Consider the following 17,089-nt stretch of genomic DNA (forward strand, 5'->3'; position numbering starts at 1 on the left):
GCGCTCCCCTACAATGTCTCCAGCAGCGAGGCCAGATGCGCCGGATCGCCTGACAGGCGGACGCGCTTCAATCGCGCGTTTTCGCCCGAAAGAATGGAGACGCCACGTCTGGGCAGGTCGAAATGGCGCGCCAGGAATTCGATCAGCGCCGCGTTTGCGGCGCCGTCGACCGGTGGTGCGCGCAGTCGCACCGCCAGTCGATCGGCATCGCCGGGCCCGATCGAATCCTTCGACGCGCGTGGCGTCACCTTCAGCGAAAGGATCGCGCCTTCGTCGTCGATGCGCCAGCCGCTCAATCAGGCCAGCGACGCGGCGATGTTGGGAATGACGATGTTCATCAGGATATAGAGGATCAGGAGCACGACGAGCGGTGACAGGTCGAGCGCGCCGAGATCGGGCATCAGCCGCCGGATCGGGCGATAGAGCGGCTCGGTGAGCCGCTGGAGCGTATAGAGAATCGAGCGGACGAAATCGTTGCTGGTGTTGATGACGTTGAACGCCACCAGCCAGGAGAGAACCGCCTGGATGATGATGATCCACCATACCACATACAGCAGGAAGGCGACGATCGAGAGCAGGGTATACATGCGTGTCCTCTAGTGAACTGAGCCCAGCCTATCGCAAGCCGCGCGGAATGTGAATCGCGCAGCTTGCCCGGTTTTTCGTGATCCTGTCGTTTCGGCTCAGCGATGCACCAGGGTGCCGGCGCCCTGCTTCGTGAAAATCTCGATCAGCATCGCATGCGGTACGCGGCCGTCGAGGATGACGGCCGCGTCGACGCCGCCTTCGACCGCCGTCACGCACGTCTCCAGCTTGGGAATCATCCCGCCGCTGATCGTGCCGTCGGCGCGCAGGCCTTGAATCGCGGCCGGATCGAGATCGGTGAGCAACTGGCCCTGCTTGTCGAGAACGCCGGCGACGTCGGTCAGCAGGAACAGGCGCGCAGCGCCCAGCGCCGCGGCGATCGCGCCGGCCATCGTATCGGCGTTGATGTTGTAGGTATGGCCATCGGCGCCGACGCCGATCGGCGCGATGACCGGGATCATCCCGGCATTGGATATGGTATCGAGCACCGAGCGGTCGATCGCCGCCGGTTCTCCGACAAAGCCGAGATCGACGACATTCTCGATGTTGCTGCCGGGATCGCGCGTGGTGCGCGTCACCTTCTCGGCGCGGACGAAGCCGCCATCCTTGCCGGAGATGCCGACCGCGCGTCCGCCGGCGCCGCCGATCCACGAGACGATCTCCTTGTTGATCGCGCCGGACAGCACCATTTCCGCGACCTTGGCGGTTTCGGCGTCGGTCACGCGCAGTCCGTCGACGAACTGGCTCTCGACGCCCAGCTTCTTCAGCATCGCGCCGATCTGCGGCCCGCCGCCGTGCACGACGACCGGATTGATGCCGACCGCCTTCAGCAGCACGATATCTTCGGCGAAGTCGCGCGCCAGTTCGGGATCGCCCATCGCATGGCCGCCATATTTCACCACGAAGGTCTGGCCGGCGTAACGCTGCATATAGGGCAGCGCCTCGGTCAGCGTCTCCGCCTTGGCGAGCAGCGCGGGATCGGGGGCGTGGTTACGGGTCATTCGGCAGTCTTTCCATCGAGCCGCCGTCCAATGGCGACGAACAGGGTGATGAGCAGGGGCACCAGCAGGATCGACAGCACCACCTTGGTGAGCATCTGCCCCGCCATCAGCCCCAGGATCGGGCGTTCTCCCAGAAAGGAGATCGAAATGAACAGCAAGGTGTCGATCACCTGGGAGACGACGCTCGCGATGATCCCGCGCAGCCAGACCAGCTTGCCTTCGCCGCGCGACAGGCGGGCGAAGATCAGCACGTTCAGCGTCTGCGAAATGCCATAGGCGATCAGCCCGGCGATCATCATCCGCGCGCTCTGGCCCACGACGATCGGGAACGCCTCGATCGCGGGCGGATACATGTCGGCGTCATGCGGCAGGGCCATCACGATCTGGATCAGCGCGGCGGAGACCAGCAGCGGGATGAATCCCAGGCGCACCAGCGACGTGGCGACCTTCTGGCCGTGCAGTTCCGCGATCGTGCTGCTGATCACCACGAGCAGCAGGAAGGCGAAGATGCCGGCCTCGACGGCGAGCGGACCAAGCGCCACCTGCTTGACGCCCAGCACGCCGGCCACAGTGACCATGCCGCCATAGAGCACCGAAAAGACGAACAGCGAACGCGGTATCGAAACGGTCATGTCCTTCCGGCCCCCCGAGAGCGATTGGCCCGCATAGCGCGTGGGGACCGGACGCAAAACGAAAAAAGGGCCTGAAGGCGGAACGGTGACGGGCAATGCCGGGCAGGAGCGAACGCCGGATGCCCCATCCATCGTCATCAATGATCAGGATGACGATGGATGAAGAGTGAACCCCGCGCTTGCCTCAGCGCGTCGGAACCGGCTCGTCGCCGGAATAATCGTAGAAGCCCCGGCCGGTCTTGCGGCCCAGCCAGCCGGCTTCGACATATTTGACGAGCAGCGGTGCGGGGCGGAATTTGGGATCGCCGGTGCCCGAATGGAGGACGCGGCAAATCTCCAGGCAGGTGTCGAGCCCGATGAAGTCGGCCAGCGTCAACGGCCCCATCGGATGATTGAGGCCGAGCTGAACCGCCGTATCGATGTCGCGGATGTTGGCGACGCCCTCGCCCAGCGCGAAACAGGCCTCGTTGAGCATCGGCAGCAGGATGCGATTGACGATGAAGCCCGGCGCGTCATTGGCGTGCACCACCTTCTTGCCGAGCGACTGGGCATAGCGTTCGACGATCCCGACCGTCTCGTCCGACGTGGCGAGGCCACGGATCAGTTCGATCAGCCCCATCAGCGGCACCGGATTGAAGAAATGCACGCCGACGAAGCGCTTCGGATCGGGTGACGCCTGGGCGAGCCGGGTGATCGGGATCGACGAGGTGTTGGACGCGAGCACGGCCTGGTGCCCCAGGATCTTGCCGACCGCTTCGAAGATCGCGCGCTTCACTTCCTCGCGTTCGGTGGCGGCCTCGATCACGAGCCCGGCGGACGCCATCGGCGTGAAATCGGCGACGGGCTCGATCCGCGCAAGGATCTGGTCGCGCGTCTGCGGGTCGATCTTTTCCTTCTCGACCAGCCGGCCGAGCTGCTTCTCGATTCCCGCCTTGCCCTTTTGCGCCAGCTCCAGCTTCGCATCGGCCAGATAGACATGATAGCCGGCCTGCGCCGAAACCTGGGCGATGCCCGCCCCCATCTGCCCCGCGCCGATCACGCCAATCGCTTGCATCGAAAATCTCCCGTTTCGGATTCGGGACGCTCCTAGAGCATCGCACGGAAAAGTGGGAACCGGTTTTCCGTGCCAGCGATGCGACAACGACAAGGTTGCATCGCACGGAAAAGCCTGTCCCCGCGAACGCGGGGATTGGAACCGGTTTGCCTCTTCCTCAGGAGGAGGAGACGATGATCACCACGCGTCGATTCTCGGCGCGTCCGGCGGCGGTGCGATTGCTTTCCAGCGGCTGGCTCTTGCCCAGGCCGATCGCCGCGATCCCATCGCGGGGCAGCCCGCCGGCGGCCAGCGCCCGGGCGACGGCGTCGGCGCGCTGTTGCGACAGGCGCTGATTGTGCGCGACGGTGCCCGTCGCATCGGTATGTCCTTCGACGCGCAGCCGCATGATATCGACCGCGACGAGCGCACGGGCGATGGCGGCAATGCGCTCGGCCTGCGCCGGCACCAGGCGGCTGCGGTCGGTCGCGAAGAGCAGCCGGTCGGCCATGCCGAACTGCCATCCGTCATCGGTTTCGGAAAAACCCTGTTCGCGCAGCACGGCCACCTGCGCCGGGGTCAGCCCGGCCGGCTGGGCCGCGGGGGCGGGGCGCACGGGCGGTTGGCATGCCGCGAGCGGCAGGAGCATCAGGGCGGTCAACGGAGCAAGGGCCTTACGCATACTTTCCCTCGGTTGGTTGGCTTCAGCCGGGTTGGTTCTGGATCGGCCGGATCGGGATCGGCGCGTTGCGGACGGTTTCTGCCTGGCCCGTCTGCTTCTGGCCGTACATGGCGGCATCGGCATGGTGCATCAGTGCTTCGACGGTGCGGCCATTTTCCGGGAATACCGCGATGCCGATGCTCAGCCCGGCGTCTACCGTGCCGCCGCCGGGCAGTGCGACGGGATCGGCCATGGTGATCGCGATCGCCGCGGCCGCGCGCTCCGCCTCGCTGCGGCCGGCGCATGAGGCAAGCAGGATCGCGAACTCGTCGCCGCCAAGCCGCGCGGCCGCATCGCCGGGACGGAGCCGGCGCTTGATCCGCGCCGCCACCTCGACCAGCACGGCGTCGCCGCCGGCATGGCCATGGGTGTCGTTGATCTCCTTGAACCGGTCGAAATCGAGATAGAGGATCGCGAACCAGCCTTCGGCGGCGGTCGCGTCGGCTGCCGCACGGGCGATCTGCGCTTCGAACGAGGCGCGATTTGCAAGCCCGGTCAGCGCATCATGCGTCGCGCGGTGCGCAAGGCTTTCATGCTCCGAACGGATATGCGCCTGCCAGGTTTCGAGTTCTTCGAGCAGCGCATTGAAATCCTGGCCCAAAGAATCGATCTCATCGATCTCGGCGCGGGGCGCGCGCAGGCCGAAGGCGCGGCGCGCGCGCACCGCATGCGCGGTTTCGGCGATCGCGCGCAGTGGATTGACGATCTTCTGCTGGAAGCGGCGCGCCAGGAAATAGGAGAGAGCCGCCGTGACCAGCAGGCAGATGATCATGCCGGCCAGCCCTTGTCCGATGAAGCGGACGAGCCCGCGTGCATCGGCGCGCAGGCGGATCTGCCCGATCACGCCGCCCTGATGACGGACCTCGGCGGTGATCGGTTCGGAAAAGAGCATCGCCGCCACGGCATGCTCGATCAGCCGGGTCGGCCCCTGATCGTTCCGCCGCCATCCGGCCATCAGCCGCCCGTTCGCGTCGTGGACCGTCAGCTCGGCGACATCCTCGTTCGCGGCGAGCGGGGCGATACCCTCGGCGGCGGCGACGGTATCTCCGAACACCAGCGCCGCCTCGACGGTATAGCTCGCCGATTTCGCGACGAGTTCCAGATTGTGCTGCGCATAGCCGCGCACCGCGACGATGCCGGTCAGCAGCACCGTGATTCCGGCCAGGCCGACCGCGATCAGCGTGACGCGGAAATGGACATTGGCCAGAACCTGGCGGATCGTGGGCAGGGTGCGGTCAAGGCTCATGTCCGCTCTCCCCGACGCGAGAGCAGCAATACCTTGGGATCGATCCGCACCGTCGACCGCGAAACCGCGTCGAGATTGAGTTCGAACGCAACGCTGTTCGCCGCGACGTGCAGGCAGAACATCGCGCCGGCCCGGCACGGCGGATCGTCCTCGTCGATGGTGACGACCGCCTGCCCGCGCGCGGAGGCGATCAGGCGGCGGCGCTCATCCGCTTCCAGCCGGCCCAGATAGAGCGCCTTGCATCCTTCGCTGGCGGCGGAGGTGCCGGTGATCCGCAGCACTTCCATCCGGCGCGGCGATCGCGCCGGCAATGTCGAGAGGCCGCCGGCGAAACGCGGCGTGCCGGCGACGCACAGCCTGAGCGGCGCGGGCTCGGTCGGCCAGCGCGCATAGCTCAGGATTCCGCTGACGACACGCGTGACCGCAACCGTCTGCCCGGCAGCACCCTCGGGCACCGGCGTCTGCAGAAAGCCGATCGGCGTGGCATGGACGGACGCCGGCAAAGCCGACGACAATACCATCATCAGGAACAGCAAAGCACGCAAAACCCACCCCTGGCGGAGCATCACCAGCTCCGTGTGGCAACCCTGAACATCGTCCCCACGCATCTTCCATCTAGCCCGATGATGCGTGCAAAGCCATAGCCGAGACGAAAAGGTGGAACCGGACAGTGGTTCGGTGCTTTGGTTCAGGGAAGGGAGACTTGCATGATCGGGAAAGTCATCGGCGCGCTGGTGGGGCGCGAGATCGACCGGCGCAACGGGAACAGTGGTTTGAAGGGCGCCGCGATCGGCGCGATCGCGATGGGCGGGTTGCGCCGGCTGGGGCCGCTGGGCCTGGCGATCGGCGGCGCCTATGTCGCCAAGAAGGCGTTCGATCGTCGCCGTGCGGCGAAGCAGGCGGATGCGCCGTCACCCGATAGCCCGGTATGAGCCACCGTCAGGCGCAGCGCGTTTCCTGACAATCGTTATGCTGCCCCGTCTCGATCTGGATGGTGACGTGGTGGATGCCGAATTTGCTGTTGAGCCGTTGGCGGACCTCGTCGAGGAACGCGTCGCCGGGGTGATCGCGCGGGATCACGATATGCGCGGTCAGCGCCACCTCGGTGGTGCTCATCGGCCAGATGTGGAGATCGTGGACCTTGGTCACGCCGGGTGAGATCAGCAATTCGATCTCCACCTTGTCGCGGTCGATCTCGCCAGGCACGCCGGCCAGCGACATCGTCACCGAATCGCGCAACAGCCCCCAGGTGCCCCAGAAGATCACGAAGCAGATCGCGACGCTGACCAGCGGATCGATCCAGGCCGCGCCGGTCAGCAGGATCGCGGCGCCGGCGATGACCACGCCCGCCGAAACCGCGGCGTCGGCCGCCATGTGGAGATAGGCGCCCCGGATATTGAGGTCGCCGTGGCGGCCGCTCATGAACAGCATGGCGGTGCCGCCGTTCACGACGATGCCGATGCCGGCGATCAGCATCACGGTCGCGCCCGGCACCGGCTGCGGATGCGCGAAGCGCTGCACTGCTTCGAGAGCGATCGCGCCGATCGCGATCAGCAGCAGCAGCGCGTTGATCATCGCGGCCAGGATGGTCGATCCGCGCAGGCCATAAGTGAAGCGCTTGCTCGGCGGCCGCTTGGCGAGCGTGGCGCCGCCCCAGGCGACGAGCAGGCCGATCACGTCCGACAGATTATGTCCCGCGTCCGCGAGCAGCGCCATCGATCCGGTGGTCAGCCCGGCGATCGCCTCCGCCGCGACGAACAGGATGTTGAGCGCGATACCGATCGCGAAGGCGCGCCCGAAGTCGGCTGGGGCGTGGACATGGCCGGGGCCGTGCGAATGGCCGGCATGCGCATGGGCGTGGCCATCATGCGAATGCCCATCATGCGAATGTCCGTCATGCGAATGCGCGTGATCATGGGCCATCGAATCAAGCTTAAACCGGATTTGTCAGGATATGCTAGGACATAGGCCCTAGCCCGCGCCCTGCCATGTCTTGATCGCCTCGATCGGCCAGGCCAGCATCAGCACATTGAGCGTCAGATTGTCGCGGATCACCCAGAGCGTCAGCAGTTCGAAGCCGATGGCGAGCGACACCGTCACCCAGACTGGCGCGCGGCGGGCGAAGGCGAAGCCCAATGCCATCCAGGCCACATCGGCGACCGAATTGATCACGCTGTCTCCCGAATAGCCGAGCGCCATCGTCGCATCGCGATATCGGTTGATGATGATCGGCGAATTTTCCAGCACTTCCCATGCCGCTTCGATCGCGACCGCCAGGATCAGCCGCTCACCCGGCGGACGGCTGCGCATCACCAGCCATCCCAGTCCATAGAACAGGAAGCCGTGGATGATGTGGCTTGGCGTGTACCAGTCCGCGATATGCTGGCTGTTCCCCGCATCGAGCGCGCCGTGCCAGAGTTCGACGGTGCCGCATGCGCAGATCGCCGAGCGGCCGGCCCAGAGCAGCGCGGCGGCGGTGACCGCCAGGATGACGGCGACGACCGCCCAGTGGCGCGCGCCGATGTCGCGGATCGACGGCGCGCTCATGCCCGTGCCTCGATCATGTCCTGCAGCTTCTGCACGGTGTTCCAGTTGCGCGCGGTCACCGTCGATCCCGCCAGCTTGTCGAATATTGCCGGGGTCAGCTTCGATCGCGCGACGCCATTGCCGCCGAAATCGACCCACAGGCCGTCGCCGATCAGTTCGATGCGTTCGCCGTCCCGCGCGCGCTCACGCAGGCCTTCGACCAGTCCGGGCTTCAGCGGTGCGCGTGCCAGGCAAAGATGGACCATCTTGGGGATTGCGTTCGCATCGTCGGCGAAGGGATTGGCGTCGCGATAGGCTTTCCAGTGGCGCGCATCGCGCAGGATCACGTCGGCGAAAAAGCCGAAGCGATCCTTGATCGCCTTTTCGAGGTCCGCCGCGACCGTGTCTGCCGCGCCTTTCGCGCGGAAGATCAGGTTGCCGCTCGCCACATAGGTTTCGGGCGCCTCATAGCCCAGCGTCTCCGCCAGCGCGCGCAGCTCCTTCATCGGCATCTGGCGCTTGCCGACATTGATCGCGCGCATCAGCCCAACGAATATCGGCATCCGGCCCCCTTTTTGTGGCGTCCGCATTGTTGACGCGGCCCGCTCCCCACGTCACTAGCGGCCATGGCCGATCCCATCCAGTCCGACCCGCACGGTTTCAAGCGCCGCGGCGTTCTCTTCGTTCTTTCCTCGCCGTCGGGCGCGGGCAAATCGACGATCGCGCGCAAGCTGCTGGCGGCCGATTCCGGCCTCGCCATGTCGGTTTCGGCGACGACGCGTCCGATGCGCCCCGGCGAGAAGGACGGCGTCGATTATCACTTCGTCGATGTCGCGAAGTTCAAGGACATGGTGGCGAACCACGAATTCCTCGAATGGGCGCATGTCTTCGGCCATCGCTACGGCACGCCGCATGCGCCGGTCGAGGAGATGCTGGCCAATGGCCGCGACGTGCTGTTCGACATCGACTGGCAGGGCGCCCAGCAGCTCCACCAGATCGCCGGGGGGGACGTCGTCCGCGTCTTCATCTTCCCGCCGTCGCTTCAGGAGCTGGAACGGCGGCTGCGCGGCCGCGCGACCGACAGCGAGGAAGTGATCGAGGCGCGAATGTCGCGCGCCGCGGCGGAAATCGCGCACTGGGACGGTTATGATTATGTCCTGGTCAACGACGATGCCGAAAGCTGCTTCCAGTCGGTGAAGACGATCCTTCAGGCCGAGCGGCTGAAGCGCAGCCGCCAGACCGGCCTGATCGGTTTCGTCCGCTCGCTGACGCGCTAGGTTACGGCGCGGGCACAAATTCGGGAACGTCCGGCCACCCTGATCGGTTGAACTAGCCAAGCCGTGCGGGGCAACCTAGTCTCGCCCGACCGAACTACTGCATGCGATCCACTTCTAGCGGATCGCATGCAGTACGCTTTGTTTTAAGGCGATTTTCGAGTCGTTCGATGAGTCCATCGAACTGCAAATCGCTCTAGGGGAGGCCGATATGCCCAGGATGCTGATTGGCTCGTTCGCGGCGGCGATCGCGATGTTCGTCACCGGCTTCATCTTCTTCGCGACGCCGCTTTCCTATCTCGCTTATGGCTCGGCGGATGTTCAACAACAGGCGACGGTGCAGCAGGTGCTTGCCGCCAACCTGAAGCAGACCGGCACCTACACCATCCCGTCGGCCGCGACGGCGGCCGGCGCGGTCATGTATGGAAAGGGGCCGATCGCGACGATCCATTATAATTCGGGCGGTTTCGGCGTGGCCGATCCCGCCGTGCTGATCAGCGGTTTCGTCCATGAACTGATCGTCGCGCTGCTGATGGGGTTCGCGCTGCTGACCGTTGCGGCGCGTGTTCCCGATTTCGTGTCGCGCGCGAAGCTGGTCGTGCTGTTTTCGGTGGCCGGCGGGGTGCTCGCGCATCTCGGCGAACCGATCTGGTATCACCACGACTGGGGGCATTTCATCTATCTCTTCGTCGGCGACACCGCGATGCTGGTCGTCGGCGGCCTTATCATCGCGCGCTGGTTCCTGCCGCGCGCAGAACCGGGAGTTTCCGCCTGATGCTCAATATCGTTTCGCTGGTTATCGGCGTCATCGCCCTGATCCTGGCGGTGTTCGCATTCATTCCGCTGCTCGGCTGGGCGAACTGGTTCATCATTCCGGTCGCGGTGATCGGCGCCGGGATCGGCGTGCTCTCGCGCAGCACGGCCGGTCGCAACCTCAATCTGGTCGTCATCGGGATCGGTGTGATCCGCTTGATGCTGGGCGGTGGGCTCTTCTGAATCAACGGCAGGGACGGCGGCTCATCGCCCCGCGCCGCGCCTGATCGATATGCAGGTGATCGGCGTGCGCGGCGTTATAATCGGGTGAGAGGACCGTCGAGAACAGCGCACATGCCCCGTCGCGGACGGTGCGCAGGAATTCGGCCTTCTTCGCATCGCCCTTCCAGTCGCGCAGCACGTTGATCACGGTGCCGTCGGCCAGCCGGAATCCGGCGACGTCGATCGCATCGGCGGTGGCGTGCTGGCTCCAGCTGGTGCTGCCCGCGATATGGCGGCAATTCCAGGTGCCGAGATGGTCGATGGCCTCGACCCGCTGGTTGAAGATGCGCCGGGCGGCGGGCTGCACGATGTTCCATTCCCACATCGCCAGCCCCGCCGCCACCGGGCACGCCATGCGCGGATTTTCGGGCAGCAGCGTGATTCGCCGGGCCCCCCCGGCAAGCTTCAGCCCGTCCTCGACCAGGCATTGATCGGCGCCGAATGGCGGGATCGCATCGAAATGCGCGCCGGCCCGGTCGAGCAGCGCGCGGCAGAGCGCCGGTTGCTCGGTCAGCGCGGCGATCTTCCGGCCGGTGAACAGGCCGATGGGCTGGCCCAGGTCGAGCGGCGTCCATGGCACATCCTGCGGCCGCGCGCGCGAAAAGGCGTAGAGCGCAAGCAGCATCGCCGCGGCGATGGCGAGCAGGATGAGCATCTGCGCCGTCCGCCGGGTCTTGCGCGTCGTCCGGCGGCGAGATTTGGGCATCAGGCCCGCGAGACTTCGCTGAGCGGTTGCTCGGTCACCGGATAGCCGAGATCGTCGGGAATCAGCAGATAGGGGCCGCTTTCCCGCTGCTCGACCCAGGGACGGATCAGCCGGATCGGATAGTTCGCGCTATAGGCGGCGGCGGCATCGAAATCGGCGAACAGCGCGAGCCGTTCGAGGTTGCGCCAGGTCGGGAAAATGACGCGCGCCGCGCCGGACCGCGCGCGATCGAGCACCGTATCGGCATCCGCCCAGAAAATATGCGTGTTCTCGCTGGCGTCCACGCTGGGCTCGGGCGCATTTTCGGGCAGGCGCGCGATATAGAACCGTGTGTCGAAGGCGCGGGTCTCGCGGAAATTGGGGCACCAGCGCGCCCATGGGACCAGCATGTCGAGATCGAGGCGCCAGCCGCCGCGCGCGATCGCCTCGCCGAATGCCATGCCGTCGACCATCGCCTGGCGCAGCGCCGCCACGGTTTCGGGATCGGGCATGGGGTCGAAGCCGATCGCGATCCCGCTTTCCTCCAGCGTCTCGCGGATCGCGGCGACGCGGGCCGCGCCATCCTCCGGATCGGCGGCGCCCGCCGCCAGCACATGGTCGCCGGGATCGACCCGCCCGCCCGGAAAGACCAGGGCGCCGGCCGCGAAGCTCATCACGCTGGCGCGCTTGACGATCAGCAGTTCGGGTGGCGCGCCCTTGCGGTCGCGAAACACGATCAGCGTCGCCGCCGGGGTGGGTTGGGGATCGGTCATGCCCTTCGAGCTAGGCTCGACGTTGGGCTTTGGAAAGGGGGCTTTGGAAAGGCGGCTTCGGAAAGGGAAGCTTTGGCGGGGTGGTGGAGCTGAGGGGAATCGAACCCCTGACCTCTGCAGTGCGATTGCAGCGCTCTCCCATCTGAGCTACAGCCCCGCCCCGTACCCGGCGCTTCCGCGCGGGCCGCTCCCTTTAGCTTCACATTTCAGGGGATGCAACGGGCTTGATCATGCAAAATTCCTGATCGTTTCGCCTGCGTCAGGCGGTTCGTCGGCATGGCGGAACGATTGGACGACTCGCCCCGGAACTCCGCCATGAACTCTCCATTTTTTCAATGGATTGCGCGCGGCGTGACGCCCGCGCTCCGCTGTTGAGGAGGTGTTCGATGGGCTATTATCGAAACGAACGCGGTTTCCAGACGGGATCCCGCGAAGAACGCGACTATCGCGATCATCGCTTCCGGGACGATCGCGGCGCCAGCGCCTATGGAGACCGTTTGCGCGGTTACGATCGCGAGCGCTACGATCAGCCGCGTGGCCGTTCATATGAATCGTGGAGTGATCGCGAACGAAGCCGTTATGGCCGCGCCGATATGCCGCGCGATTATGATTATGACGATCGCGGCTTCTTCACCCGCGCGGGCGACGAGGTCCGGTCCTGGTTCGGCGACGAGGATGCCGAGCGGCGGCGCGAACTGGATGCGCGCCATGACGAGCGTTATGAAGCCGATCGCCCGCAGCGGGGATCGCGCCATCATGATCCCAGCTACAATCATTGGCGCAACCGCCAGATCGCGGCGCTCGACCGCGATTATGATGAATATCGTCGGGAAACCCAGTCGCATTTCGACAATGAATTCGGTTCCTGGCGCAGCCGCCGGTCCAGCCAGCGCGATTCGCTCCAGCTGGTGGCCGAACATATGGAGGTCGTCGGCAGCGATGGCGCCCATGTCGGCACGGTCGACAAGGTACGCGGCGATCGCGTCATCCTGACGAAGGGCGACACCGATGCCGGCGGCCATCATCATTCGATCCCGTCGGCCTGGATCCAGTCGGTCGACGATCGTGTCACGATTTCGAAGTCGGCGGACGAGGCGCAACGCGCCTGGCGCGACGAGGAGCGTCGCGGCGCGCTGTTCGGTGATGTCGATGACGGCCGAAGCGCGTCCTACAGCTATGCCCGCTTCATGAGCTTCTACTGATCGCGAGCTCCCTCTCCGGGAGGGATGTTCCGCACATCCGCAGATGCGGTGCGGAACGAACGGGAAGGGCCGGCATGGCGACATGCCGGCCCTTTTCGCGAAGAGCGCCCGGTGCGGAGAAATGCGCGCTTTTCGCTGGTGGACGGGGAAGGAATTCGCACCTTCACAGCAATTGCGGGGGATTTACAGTCCCTTGGGTTCACTCATACCCAGCCCGTCCGCGCGTGACGGGCACAGCTCGCCCGTCAGTTGGAGCGGGGGTATCGATAGCCGAGAGCGAACATCTTCATAGGCGGGCCTTTAGCCCTGATGGCGGCGCCTGTCCATCGTGCGGCCGATCGCTTCAGATCGCGCCGCTGAACGTGTCGCATTGCGCGGGATCGCCCGTTTCCAGCCCGCGCTTCAGCCATTTCATGCGTTGGGCCGAGGTGCCGTGGGTGAAGCTTTCGGGCACGGGGCGCTGGCCGGCGGCTTTTTGCAGCGTATCATCCCCGATCGCGTTGGCGGCGGTCAGCCCTTCCTCCATGTCGCCGGGCTCCATCAGATTCTTGTCGTTCGCCGCCCAGACACCGGCATAGCAATCGGCCTGCAGTTCCATGCGCACCTGCAGCGCATTGCCTTGCGCGCGGCTGGCGCGTGCACGCTCCGCATGGACCCGTTCGGCGGTGCCGGTGATGGTCTGGACGTGATGGCCCACTTCATGCGCGATCACATAGGCGCCGGCGAAATCGCCTTTCGCGCCGAAACGGTTGGCGAGCTCATCGAAGAAGGAGACGTCGAGATAGATGCGGTGATCGGCCGGGCAGTAGAAGGGACCCATCGCCGCCTGCGCCGCGCCGCAGCCCGACTGGTCGTTGTCGGTGTAGAAGACCAGCACCGGTTTTTCGTAGCTCTGGCCGTTCGCCTGGAAGATGTCGCTCCAGCGCCGTTCGGTCGAACCCAGCACTTTCAGGATCGTGCTGCGGAGCTGCGGATTGATCGTGGACCCGTCCGGGCCCGCCTGTGTGGAAGGTGCCTGTGTCTGCGACTGGGGCGCAGGTGTGCTGAGTTGGCCGCCGCCGAATGAATCGAGCCCGAACACCAGCGCGATGATGATCAATATCACGAGGCCGCCGCAGCCGATCTTCCCGCCGCCCAGGTTGAGGCCGCCGCCGCCCATCGGAAAGCCGAAACCGCGACCGCCACCGCCGCCGCTGCGATCCTCGAAGCTGGTGCTTTCCTGTTCGTCGTCCAACCGCATGGCGCGCTCCCCAGCCTGTGTGCGTCTCGATCCGTTTCAACGTTGCGCCACCCGAAGGCGTTGCGCGAAGCAAGTTATGGCGCAGCCCGCGCGTCGTGGACAGTCCTCTTGCATTGGCCTTCGCACACCGGAAGCGATGGCCCTGCGGAGCGTCTTCTGATATTGCGCTGCACAATGGCTCGGCCCGATCCCGCTTCCAGTCGCCGTACGGCACGCAACGCCGCGTTGCCGCTGCCCGATCAGGTCGCGCTCGTCCTGCAAGGTGGCGGTGCGCTGGGCAGCTATCAGGCCGGCGTGTTCGAGGCGCTGGCCGATACCGGCATCGAGATCGACTGGGTGGCGGGCATCTCGATCGGCGCGGTCAATGCGGCGCTGATCGCGGGCAATCCGCCCGAACGCCGGGTCGAACGGCTGCGCGCCTTCTGGGATCGCGTCACCAGCGCATTGCCGAGCTTTCCGGTCTGGCACGACGATCAGCTCCGCGAGTTCCTGCACGAATGGTCGGCCGGCTTCGTCGCGGGTTTCGGCGTGCCCGGTTTCTTCAGTCCGCGCGCCATTCCGCCGATGCTGGCCGTGCCCGGCACGATGCAGGCGCTCAGCTTCTACGACAGCGCGGCGCTGGCCGGCACGCTCGACGCGCTGGTCGACTGGGATCTGCTGAATGATGGGCCGATGCGGTTTTCCGTGGGGGCGGTGAACGTCGAATCGGGCAATTTCCGCTATTTCGACAATCGCATCGAACGCATCGACGCGCGCCACATCATGGCGTCGGGCGCGTTGCCGCCCGGCCTGCCGCCGATCGAGATCGACGGCTGCCTGTGGTGGGATGGCGGGCTGGTGTCGAACACGCCGCTCAGCCATGTGCTCGACAATCAGTCGGGCGACCTGCTGGTCTTCCAGGTCGATCTGTTCTCCGCCGCGCATGATCGCCCGCGCACGATCATGGACGTGATGGCGCGCGAGAAGGAGATCCGCTTCTCCAGCCGCACGCGTCAGGTGTCGGACCAGTTGCTGAAACTGCGCAAGGAGCGGGAAGCGATCCGGCGCGCGCTCTCGAAACTGCCCGCGGACCTCGCCGAGGATCCCGATATGAAGGCGCTGGCGGAGCTGGCGCGCGAAAGCGCGGTCAATCTGGTCCATCTCATCTATCGCGCCAATGCCTGGGAGGGCGGTTCGCGCGACTATGAATTCTCGGCGCGCACCATGGCCGAGCATTGGCTGGCCGGGCATCAGGCGGTTTCCGGCGCGATCTCCAAGGCCGGGCTGCTCGCGACCAACATCATCGACGGCAAGACCGCCGCGTTCGATTTGTCTCCGCCGGCGACGGCGAAACCGGACATATGAGTTTCCTGAACACCTTGTCATCATCCGGAAAGCGGGATTCCAGCCAATCTCCGGCATCATGCCCGGAGACCCTGGAGTCCCGCCTTCGCGGGAATGACACCGAGATATCGAAAGGCTGACCAGAATGTTCCTCAAGGGCAAGACCGCGCTCGTCACCGGCTCCACCTCCGGCATCGGCCTCGCTTATGCCAAGGCGCTTGCCGCCGAAGGCGCGAACCTGATCATCAACGGCTTCGGCGATGCGCAGGCGATCGAGACGGAGCGTGCGGCGCTGGCGCAGGCGAGCGGCGGCGATGCGATGTATAGCGGCCACGATCTGACCAAGGTCGATGAGATCGAGGCGATGATGGCGGAGGCCGCCAAGGCGTTCGGCGGCGTCGACATCCTGATCAACAATGCCGGAGTCCAGCATGTCGCGCCCGTCGAGGAGTTTCCGCTCGACAAATGGAATCTGATCATCGCGCTCAATCTGAACGCGGCGTTCCACACCACCCGCCTTGCCGTGCCGCACATGAAGCAGAGCAAATGGGGGCGGATCATCCAGACGGCCTCCGCGCATTCGCTCGTCGCCTCGCCGTTCAAATCGGCCTATGTCACCGCCAAGCACGGTCTGGCCGGCTTCACCAAGACGGTCGCGCTCGAACTCGCCACGTTCGGCGTCACCGCCAACTGCATCTCGCCGGGCTATGTCTGGACGCCGCTCGTCGAGAACCAGATCCCGGACACGATGAAGGCGCGCAACATGACGCGCGAGCAGGTGATGAACGACGTGCTCCTCGCGGGCCAGCCCACCAAGACCTTCGTCACGGTCGAACAGGTGGCGGCGCTCGCGCTGTTCCTGTGCCGCGACGAAGCCAGCACGATCACCGGCGCCAATCTGTCGGTCGACGGCGGATGGACGGCGCAATAATTCGGTAGGGGTTTTCCGCACTGGTCCTTTCGGTGGCGCCCTGTCATGCTGGCTCCCGTCAGTTACGATAGGGTCGCCATGAATGCAGTTTTCCGGGGGGCGCTCATTGCCCTTCTGGTCGCGGGATGCACGTCCAAGGGGCCGTCCGGGGTAAGATCGTCTTCCGCTCCGATGGCGGCCGACTGGCGCAAGGTCGCGACCGCGGCCGATCGCCAAAGGCTGCGGGATTGGCGGACCGCCTTCACGACGGCGTTGCGGCAGGCGCGCCTGTCGCATGCCGCGCAGGTCGCGAACCAGGGCGCGCTGCTCGAACCCGATGCGGCGATCGCCGATCCCGACGGCATCCCGCCCGGCGCCTATCGCTGCCGCGTCATCAAACTGGGTGCGAAAAGCGCGGGCATGAGCGACTATACCGCTTATCCGGCCTTCAACTGCGACATCGCGGACGAGGGCGAGGTTTCGAGCTTCACCAAGACCAGCGGATCGCAGCGGCCCGTCGGCCTCGTGTTCAACGACGATGGCGGCCGCCAGATCTTTCTGGGCACGCTGATGCTGGGCGACGAGACCCAGGCGATCGATTATGGCCGCGATGCCGATCGCGACATGGCCGGCGCGGTCGAGAAGATCGGCCCGCGCCGCTGGCGGATGATCCTGCCCTGGCCGCGTTTCGAATCGATGATGGACGTGATCGAACTGGTGCCGGCGGGCTAGAGCGGACTGCGCAAAACCTGAATCGCGAAGTCCGCTCTAGATGTTTGTGATCGCATCGTTTTTACGGAAAACCGGTTCCCACTTTTCCGCACGATGCTCTAAGGATTTCTCTCTTGTCTCGGCTCTTCTCTCCCTGTCGCTCCAGCGAAAGCTGGAGCCCATGCGATCCTT

The 17,089-nt window shown here is 65.5% G+C and carries 22 protein-coding genes and 2 tRNA genes; 8 read left to right on the forward strand and 16 right to left on the reverse strand.

What is annotated here, in order from left to right; genetic code table 11:
* Positions 1–8: 8 nt before the first annotated feature.
* From K7G82_RS21165 to yfiR, 8 genes are all read right to left on the reverse strand, one after another.
* A complete protein-coding gene (locus K7G82_RS21165; RefSeq protein ID WP_246623767.1) occupies positions 9–296 on the reverse strand; it encodes a DUF167 domain-containing protein in 288 nt (95 codons plus the stop codon).
* Positions 297–587, reverse strand: coding sequence for a YggT family protein (locus tag K7G82_RS21170; protein WP_222991943.1), 291 nt, complete (start codon positions 585–587; stop codon positions 297–299).
* 96 nt (positions 588–683) lie between these two features.
* Positions 684–1,586, reverse strand: coding sequence for an acetylglutamate kinase (argB, locus tag K7G82_RS21175; protein ID WP_222991944.1), 903 nt, complete (start codon positions 1,584–1,586; stop codon positions 684–686).
* A complete protein-coding gene (locus tag K7G82_RS21180; protein ID WP_222991945.1) occupies positions 1,583–2,218 on the reverse strand; it encodes a queuosine precursor transporter in 636 nt (211 codons plus the stop codon). The genes argB and K7G82_RS21180 overlap by 4 nt, the downstream gene beginning before the upstream one ends.
* Before the next feature lie 184 nt (positions 2,219–2,402).
* A complete protein-coding gene (locus K7G82_RS21185) occupies positions 2,403–3,272 on the reverse strand; it encodes a 3-hydroxyacyl-CoA dehydrogenase NAD-binding domain-containing protein (protein WP_222991946.1) in 870 nt (289 codons plus the stop codon).
* A 157-nt stretch (positions 3,273–3,429) separates the two neighbouring features.
* On the reverse strand, positions 3,430–3,933 hold the full coding sequence (gene yfiB / locus K7G82_RS21190) for an outer membrane lipoprotein YfiB (RefSeq protein ID WP_222991947.1): 504 nt from the start codon (positions 3,931–3,933) through the stop codon (positions 3,430–3,432).
* Positions 3,934–3,955: 22 nt separating this feature from the next.
* Positions 3,956–5,218 (reverse strand): diguanylate cyclase DgcN/YfiN, encoded by a 1,263-nt coding sequence (gene dgcN, locus K7G82_RS21195; protein ID WP_222991948.1) that lies wholly within the window; start codon positions 5,216–5,218, stop codon positions 3,956–3,958.
* On the reverse strand, positions 5,215–5,784 hold the full coding sequence (gene yfiR / locus K7G82_RS21200; protein WP_222991949.1) for a regulatory sequestration protein YfiR: 570 nt from the start codon (positions 5,782–5,784) through the stop codon (positions 5,215–5,217). The genes dgcN and yfiR overlap by 4 nt, the downstream gene beginning before the upstream one ends.
* Before the next feature lie 141 nt (positions 5,785–5,925).
* On the opposite strand from yfiR, the gene K7G82_RS21205 reads away from it, so the two are divergent.
* Positions 5,926–6,150 carry a hypothetical protein gene (locus K7G82_RS21205; RefSeq protein ID WP_222991950.1) on the forward strand — a complete coding sequence of 75 codons (225 nt, stop codon included), beginning with the start codon at positions 5,926–5,928 and terminating at the stop codon, positions 6,148–6,150.
* Positions 6,151–6,157: 7 nt separating this feature from the next.
* Here K7G82_RS21205 and K7G82_RS21210 read toward each other — a convergent pair whose 3' ends face one another.
* Genes K7G82_RS21210 through K7G82_RS21220 form a run of 3 tightly spaced genes read right to left on the reverse strand, consistent with a single transcriptional unit; the run spans position 6,158 to position 8,307 of the window.
* Positions 6,158–7,141: a cation diffusion facilitator family transporter gene (locus K7G82_RS21210; protein WP_222991951.1), complete on the reverse strand. Its 984-nt coding sequence runs from the start codon at positions 7,139–7,141 to the stop codon at positions 6,158–6,160.
* 48 nt (positions 7,142–7,189) lie between these two features.
* On the reverse strand, positions 7,190–7,765 hold the full coding sequence (locus tag K7G82_RS21215) for a DUF2585 domain-containing protein (RefSeq protein WP_222991952.1): 576 nt from the start codon (positions 7,763–7,765) through the stop codon (positions 7,190–7,192).
* Positions 7,762–8,307 (reverse strand): DUF1697 domain-containing protein, encoded by a 546-nt coding sequence (locus K7G82_RS21220; RefSeq protein WP_222991953.1) that lies wholly within the window; start codon positions 8,305–8,307, stop codon positions 7,762–7,764. The genes K7G82_RS21215 and K7G82_RS21220 overlap by 4 nt, the downstream gene beginning before the upstream one ends.
* A 63-nt stretch (positions 8,308–8,370) precedes the next feature.
* Here K7G82_RS21220 and gmk point away from each other — a divergent pair, with 63 nt between their 5' ends.
* The 3 genes from gmk to K7G82_RS21235 all read left to right on the forward strand — a co-directional run bounded on the left by gmk (position 8,371) and on the right by K7G82_RS21235 (position 10,014).
* On the forward strand, positions 8,371–9,021 hold the full coding sequence (gene gmk / locus K7G82_RS21225; protein WP_222991954.1) for a guanylate kinase: 651 nt from the start codon (positions 8,371–8,373) through the stop codon (positions 9,019–9,021).
* Positions 9,022–9,229: 208 nt separating this feature from the next.
* Positions 9,230–9,793, forward strand: coding sequence for a hypothetical protein (locus tag K7G82_RS21230; RefSeq protein ID WP_222991955.1), 564 nt, complete (start codon positions 9,230–9,232; stop codon positions 9,791–9,793).
* Positions 9,793–10,014 (forward strand): hypothetical protein, encoded by a 222-nt coding sequence (locus K7G82_RS21235; protein ID WP_222991956.1) that lies wholly within the window; start codon positions 9,793–9,795, stop codon positions 10,012–10,014. The genes K7G82_RS21230 and K7G82_RS21235 overlap by 1 nt, the downstream gene beginning before the upstream one ends.
* Before the next feature lies 1 nt (position 10,015).
* Here the strand turns inward: K7G82_RS21235 and K7G82_RS21240 are convergent, their stop codons facing one another.
* The 3 genes from K7G82_RS21240 to K7G82_RS21250 all read right to left on the reverse strand — a co-directional run bounded on the left by K7G82_RS21240 (position 10,016) and on the right by K7G82_RS21250 (position 11,668).
* Complete coding sequence (locus K7G82_RS21240; RefSeq protein ID WP_222991957.1) at positions 10,016–10,759, reverse strand: extensin-like domain-containing protein; 744 nt, start codon at positions 10,757–10,759, stop codon at positions 10,016–10,018.
* A complete protein-coding gene (locus tag K7G82_RS21245) occupies positions 10,759–11,511 on the reverse strand; it encodes an NUDIX hydrolase (protein ID WP_222991958.1) in 753 nt (250 codons plus the stop codon). The genes K7G82_RS21240 and K7G82_RS21245 overlap by 1 nt, the downstream gene beginning before the upstream one ends.
* 81 nt (positions 11,512–11,592) lie before the next feature.
* A tRNA-Ala gene (locus K7G82_RS21250) sits at positions 11,593–11,668 on the reverse strand.
* Between the two features lie 229 nt (positions 11,669–11,897).
* Between K7G82_RS21250 and K7G82_RS21255 the strand changes: the two genes are divergently transcribed.
* A complete protein-coding gene (locus K7G82_RS21255; RefSeq protein WP_246623768.1) occupies positions 11,898–12,713 on the forward strand; it encodes a DUF2171 domain-containing protein in 816 nt (271 codons plus the stop codon).
* A gap of 136 nt (positions 12,714–12,849) precedes the next feature.
* Here the strand turns inward: K7G82_RS21255 and K7G82_RS21260 are convergent.
* Together K7G82_RS21260 and ypfJ are read right to left on the reverse strand one after the other, a co-directional pair.
* A tRNA-Tyr gene (locus tag K7G82_RS21260) sits at positions 12,850–12,933 on the reverse strand.
* Positions 12,934–13,056: 123 nt separating this feature from the next.
* Positions 13,057–13,953: a KPN_02809 family neutral zinc metallopeptidase gene (gene ypfJ / locus K7G82_RS21265; RefSeq protein WP_222991960.1), complete on the reverse strand. Its 897-nt coding sequence runs from the start codon at positions 13,951–13,953 to the stop codon at positions 13,057–13,059.
* A gap of 174 nt (positions 13,954–14,127) precedes the next feature.
* Here ypfJ and K7G82_RS21270 point away from each other — a divergent pair, with 174 nt between their 5' ends.
* The 3 genes from K7G82_RS21270 (at position 14,128) to K7G82_RS21280 (ending at position 16,918) form a co-directional block, all read left to right on the forward strand.
* Complete coding sequence (locus K7G82_RS21270) at positions 14,128–15,297, forward strand: patatin-like phospholipase family protein (protein ID WP_222991961.1); 1,170 nt, start codon at positions 14,128–14,130, stop codon at positions 15,295–15,297.
* Between the two features lie 124 nt (positions 15,298–15,421).
* Positions 15,422–16,207: a 3-hydroxybutyrate dehydrogenase gene (locus K7G82_RS21275; RefSeq protein WP_222991962.1), complete on the forward strand. Its 786-nt coding sequence runs from the start codon at positions 15,422–15,424 to the stop codon at positions 16,205–16,207.
* A 171-nt stretch (positions 16,208–16,378) separates the two neighbouring features.
* Entirely contained in the window at positions 16,379–16,918 is a 540-nt protein-coding gene (locus tag K7G82_RS21280) for a DUF4893 domain-containing protein (protein ID WP_246623769.1), read from the forward strand.
* Positions 16,919–17,089: the final 171 nt, after the last annotated feature.

This window comes from Sphingomonas colocasiae (genome assembly GCF_019880585.1).
Taxonomy (GTDB): Bacteria; Pseudomonadota; Alphaproteobacteria; order Sphingomonadales; family Sphingomonadaceae; genus Sphingobium_A; species Sphingobium_A colocasiae.

What these genes read in the sequence shown, in the direction of transcription:
- K7G82_RS21170 (WP_222991943.1), bottom strand. Translation starts at nt 587, where the DNA reads ATGTATACCCTGCTCTCGATCGTCGCCTTCCTGCTGTATGTGGTATGG.
- argB (WP_222991944.1), bottom strand. Translation starts at nt 1,586, where the DNA reads ATGACCCGTAACCACGCCCCCGATCCCGCGCTGCTCGCCAAGGCGGAG.
- K7G82_RS21180 (WP_222991945.1), bottom strand. Translation starts at nt 2,218, where the DNA reads ATGACCGTTTCGATACCGCGTTCGCTGTTCGTCTTTTCGGTGCTCTAT.
- K7G82_RS21185 (WP_222991946.1), bottom strand. Translation starts at nt 3,272, where the DNA reads ATGCAAGCGATTGGCGTGATCGGCGCGGGGCAGATGGGGGCGGGCATC.
- yfiB (WP_222991947.1), bottom strand. Translation starts at nt 3,933, where the DNA reads ATGCGTAAGGCCCTTGCTCCGTTGACCGCCCTGATGCTCCTGCCGCTC.
- dgcN (WP_222991948.1), bottom strand. Translation starts at nt 5,218, where the DNA reads ATGAGCCTTGACCGCACCCTGCCCACGATCCGCCAGGTTCTGGCCAAT.
- yfiR (WP_222991949.1), bottom strand. Translation starts at nt 5,784, where the DNA reads ATGCTCCGCCAGGGGTGGGTTTTGCGTGCTTTGCTGTTCCTGATGATG.
- K7G82_RS21205 (WP_222991950.1), top strand. Translation starts at nt 5,926, where the DNA reads ATGATCGGGAAAGTCATCGGCGCGCTGGTGGGGCGCGAGATCGACCGG.
- K7G82_RS21210 (WP_222991951.1), bottom strand. Translation starts at nt 7,141, where the DNA reads ATGGCCCATGATCACGCGCATTCGCATGACGGACATTCGCATGATGGG.
- K7G82_RS21215 (WP_222991952.1), bottom strand. Translation starts at nt 7,765, where the DNA reads ATGAGCGCGCCGTCGATCCGCGACATCGGCGCGCGCCACTGGGCGGTC.
- K7G82_RS21220 (WP_222991953.1), bottom strand. Translation starts at nt 8,307, where the DNA reads ATGCCGATATTCGTTGGGCTGATGCGCGCGATCAATGTCGGCAAGCGC.
- gmk (WP_222991954.1), top strand. Translation starts at nt 8,371, where the DNA reads ATGGCCGATCCCATCCAGTCCGACCCGCACGGTTTCAAGCGCCGCGGC.
- K7G82_RS21230 (WP_222991955.1), top strand. Translation starts at nt 9,230, where the DNA reads ATGCCCAGGATGCTGATTGGCTCGTTCGCGGCGGCGATCGCGATGTTC.
- K7G82_RS21235 (WP_222991956.1), top strand. Translation starts at nt 9,793, where the DNA reads ATGCTCAATATCGTTTCGCTGGTTATCGGCGTCATCGCCCTGATCCTG.
- K7G82_RS21240 (WP_222991957.1), bottom strand. Translation starts at nt 10,759, where the DNA reads ATGCCCAAATCTCGCCGCCGGACGACGCGCAAGACCCGGCGGACGGCG.
- K7G82_RS21245 (WP_222991958.1), bottom strand. Translation starts at nt 11,511, where the DNA reads ATGACCGATCCCCAACCCACCCCGGCGGCGACGCTGATCGTGTTTCGC.
- K7G82_RS21255 (WP_246623768.1), top strand. Translation starts at nt 11,898, where the DNA reads ATGGGCTATTATCGAAACGAACGCGGTTTCCAGACGGGATCCCGCGAA.
- ypfJ (WP_222991960.1), bottom strand. Translation starts at nt 13,953, where the DNA reads ATGCGGTTGGACGACGAACAGGAAAGCACCAGCTTCGAGGATCGCAGC.
- K7G82_RS21270 (WP_222991961.1), top strand. Translation starts at nt 14,128, where the DNA reads ATGGCTCGGCCCGATCCCGCTTCCAGTCGCCGTACGGCACGCAACGCC.
- K7G82_RS21275 (WP_222991962.1), top strand. Translation starts at nt 15,422, where the DNA reads ATGTTCCTCAAGGGCAAGACCGCGCTCGTCACCGGCTCCACCTCCGGC.
- K7G82_RS21280 (WP_246623769.1), top strand. Translation starts at nt 16,379, where the DNA reads ATGGCGGCCGACTGGCGCAAGGTCGCGACCGCGGCCGATCGCCAAAGG.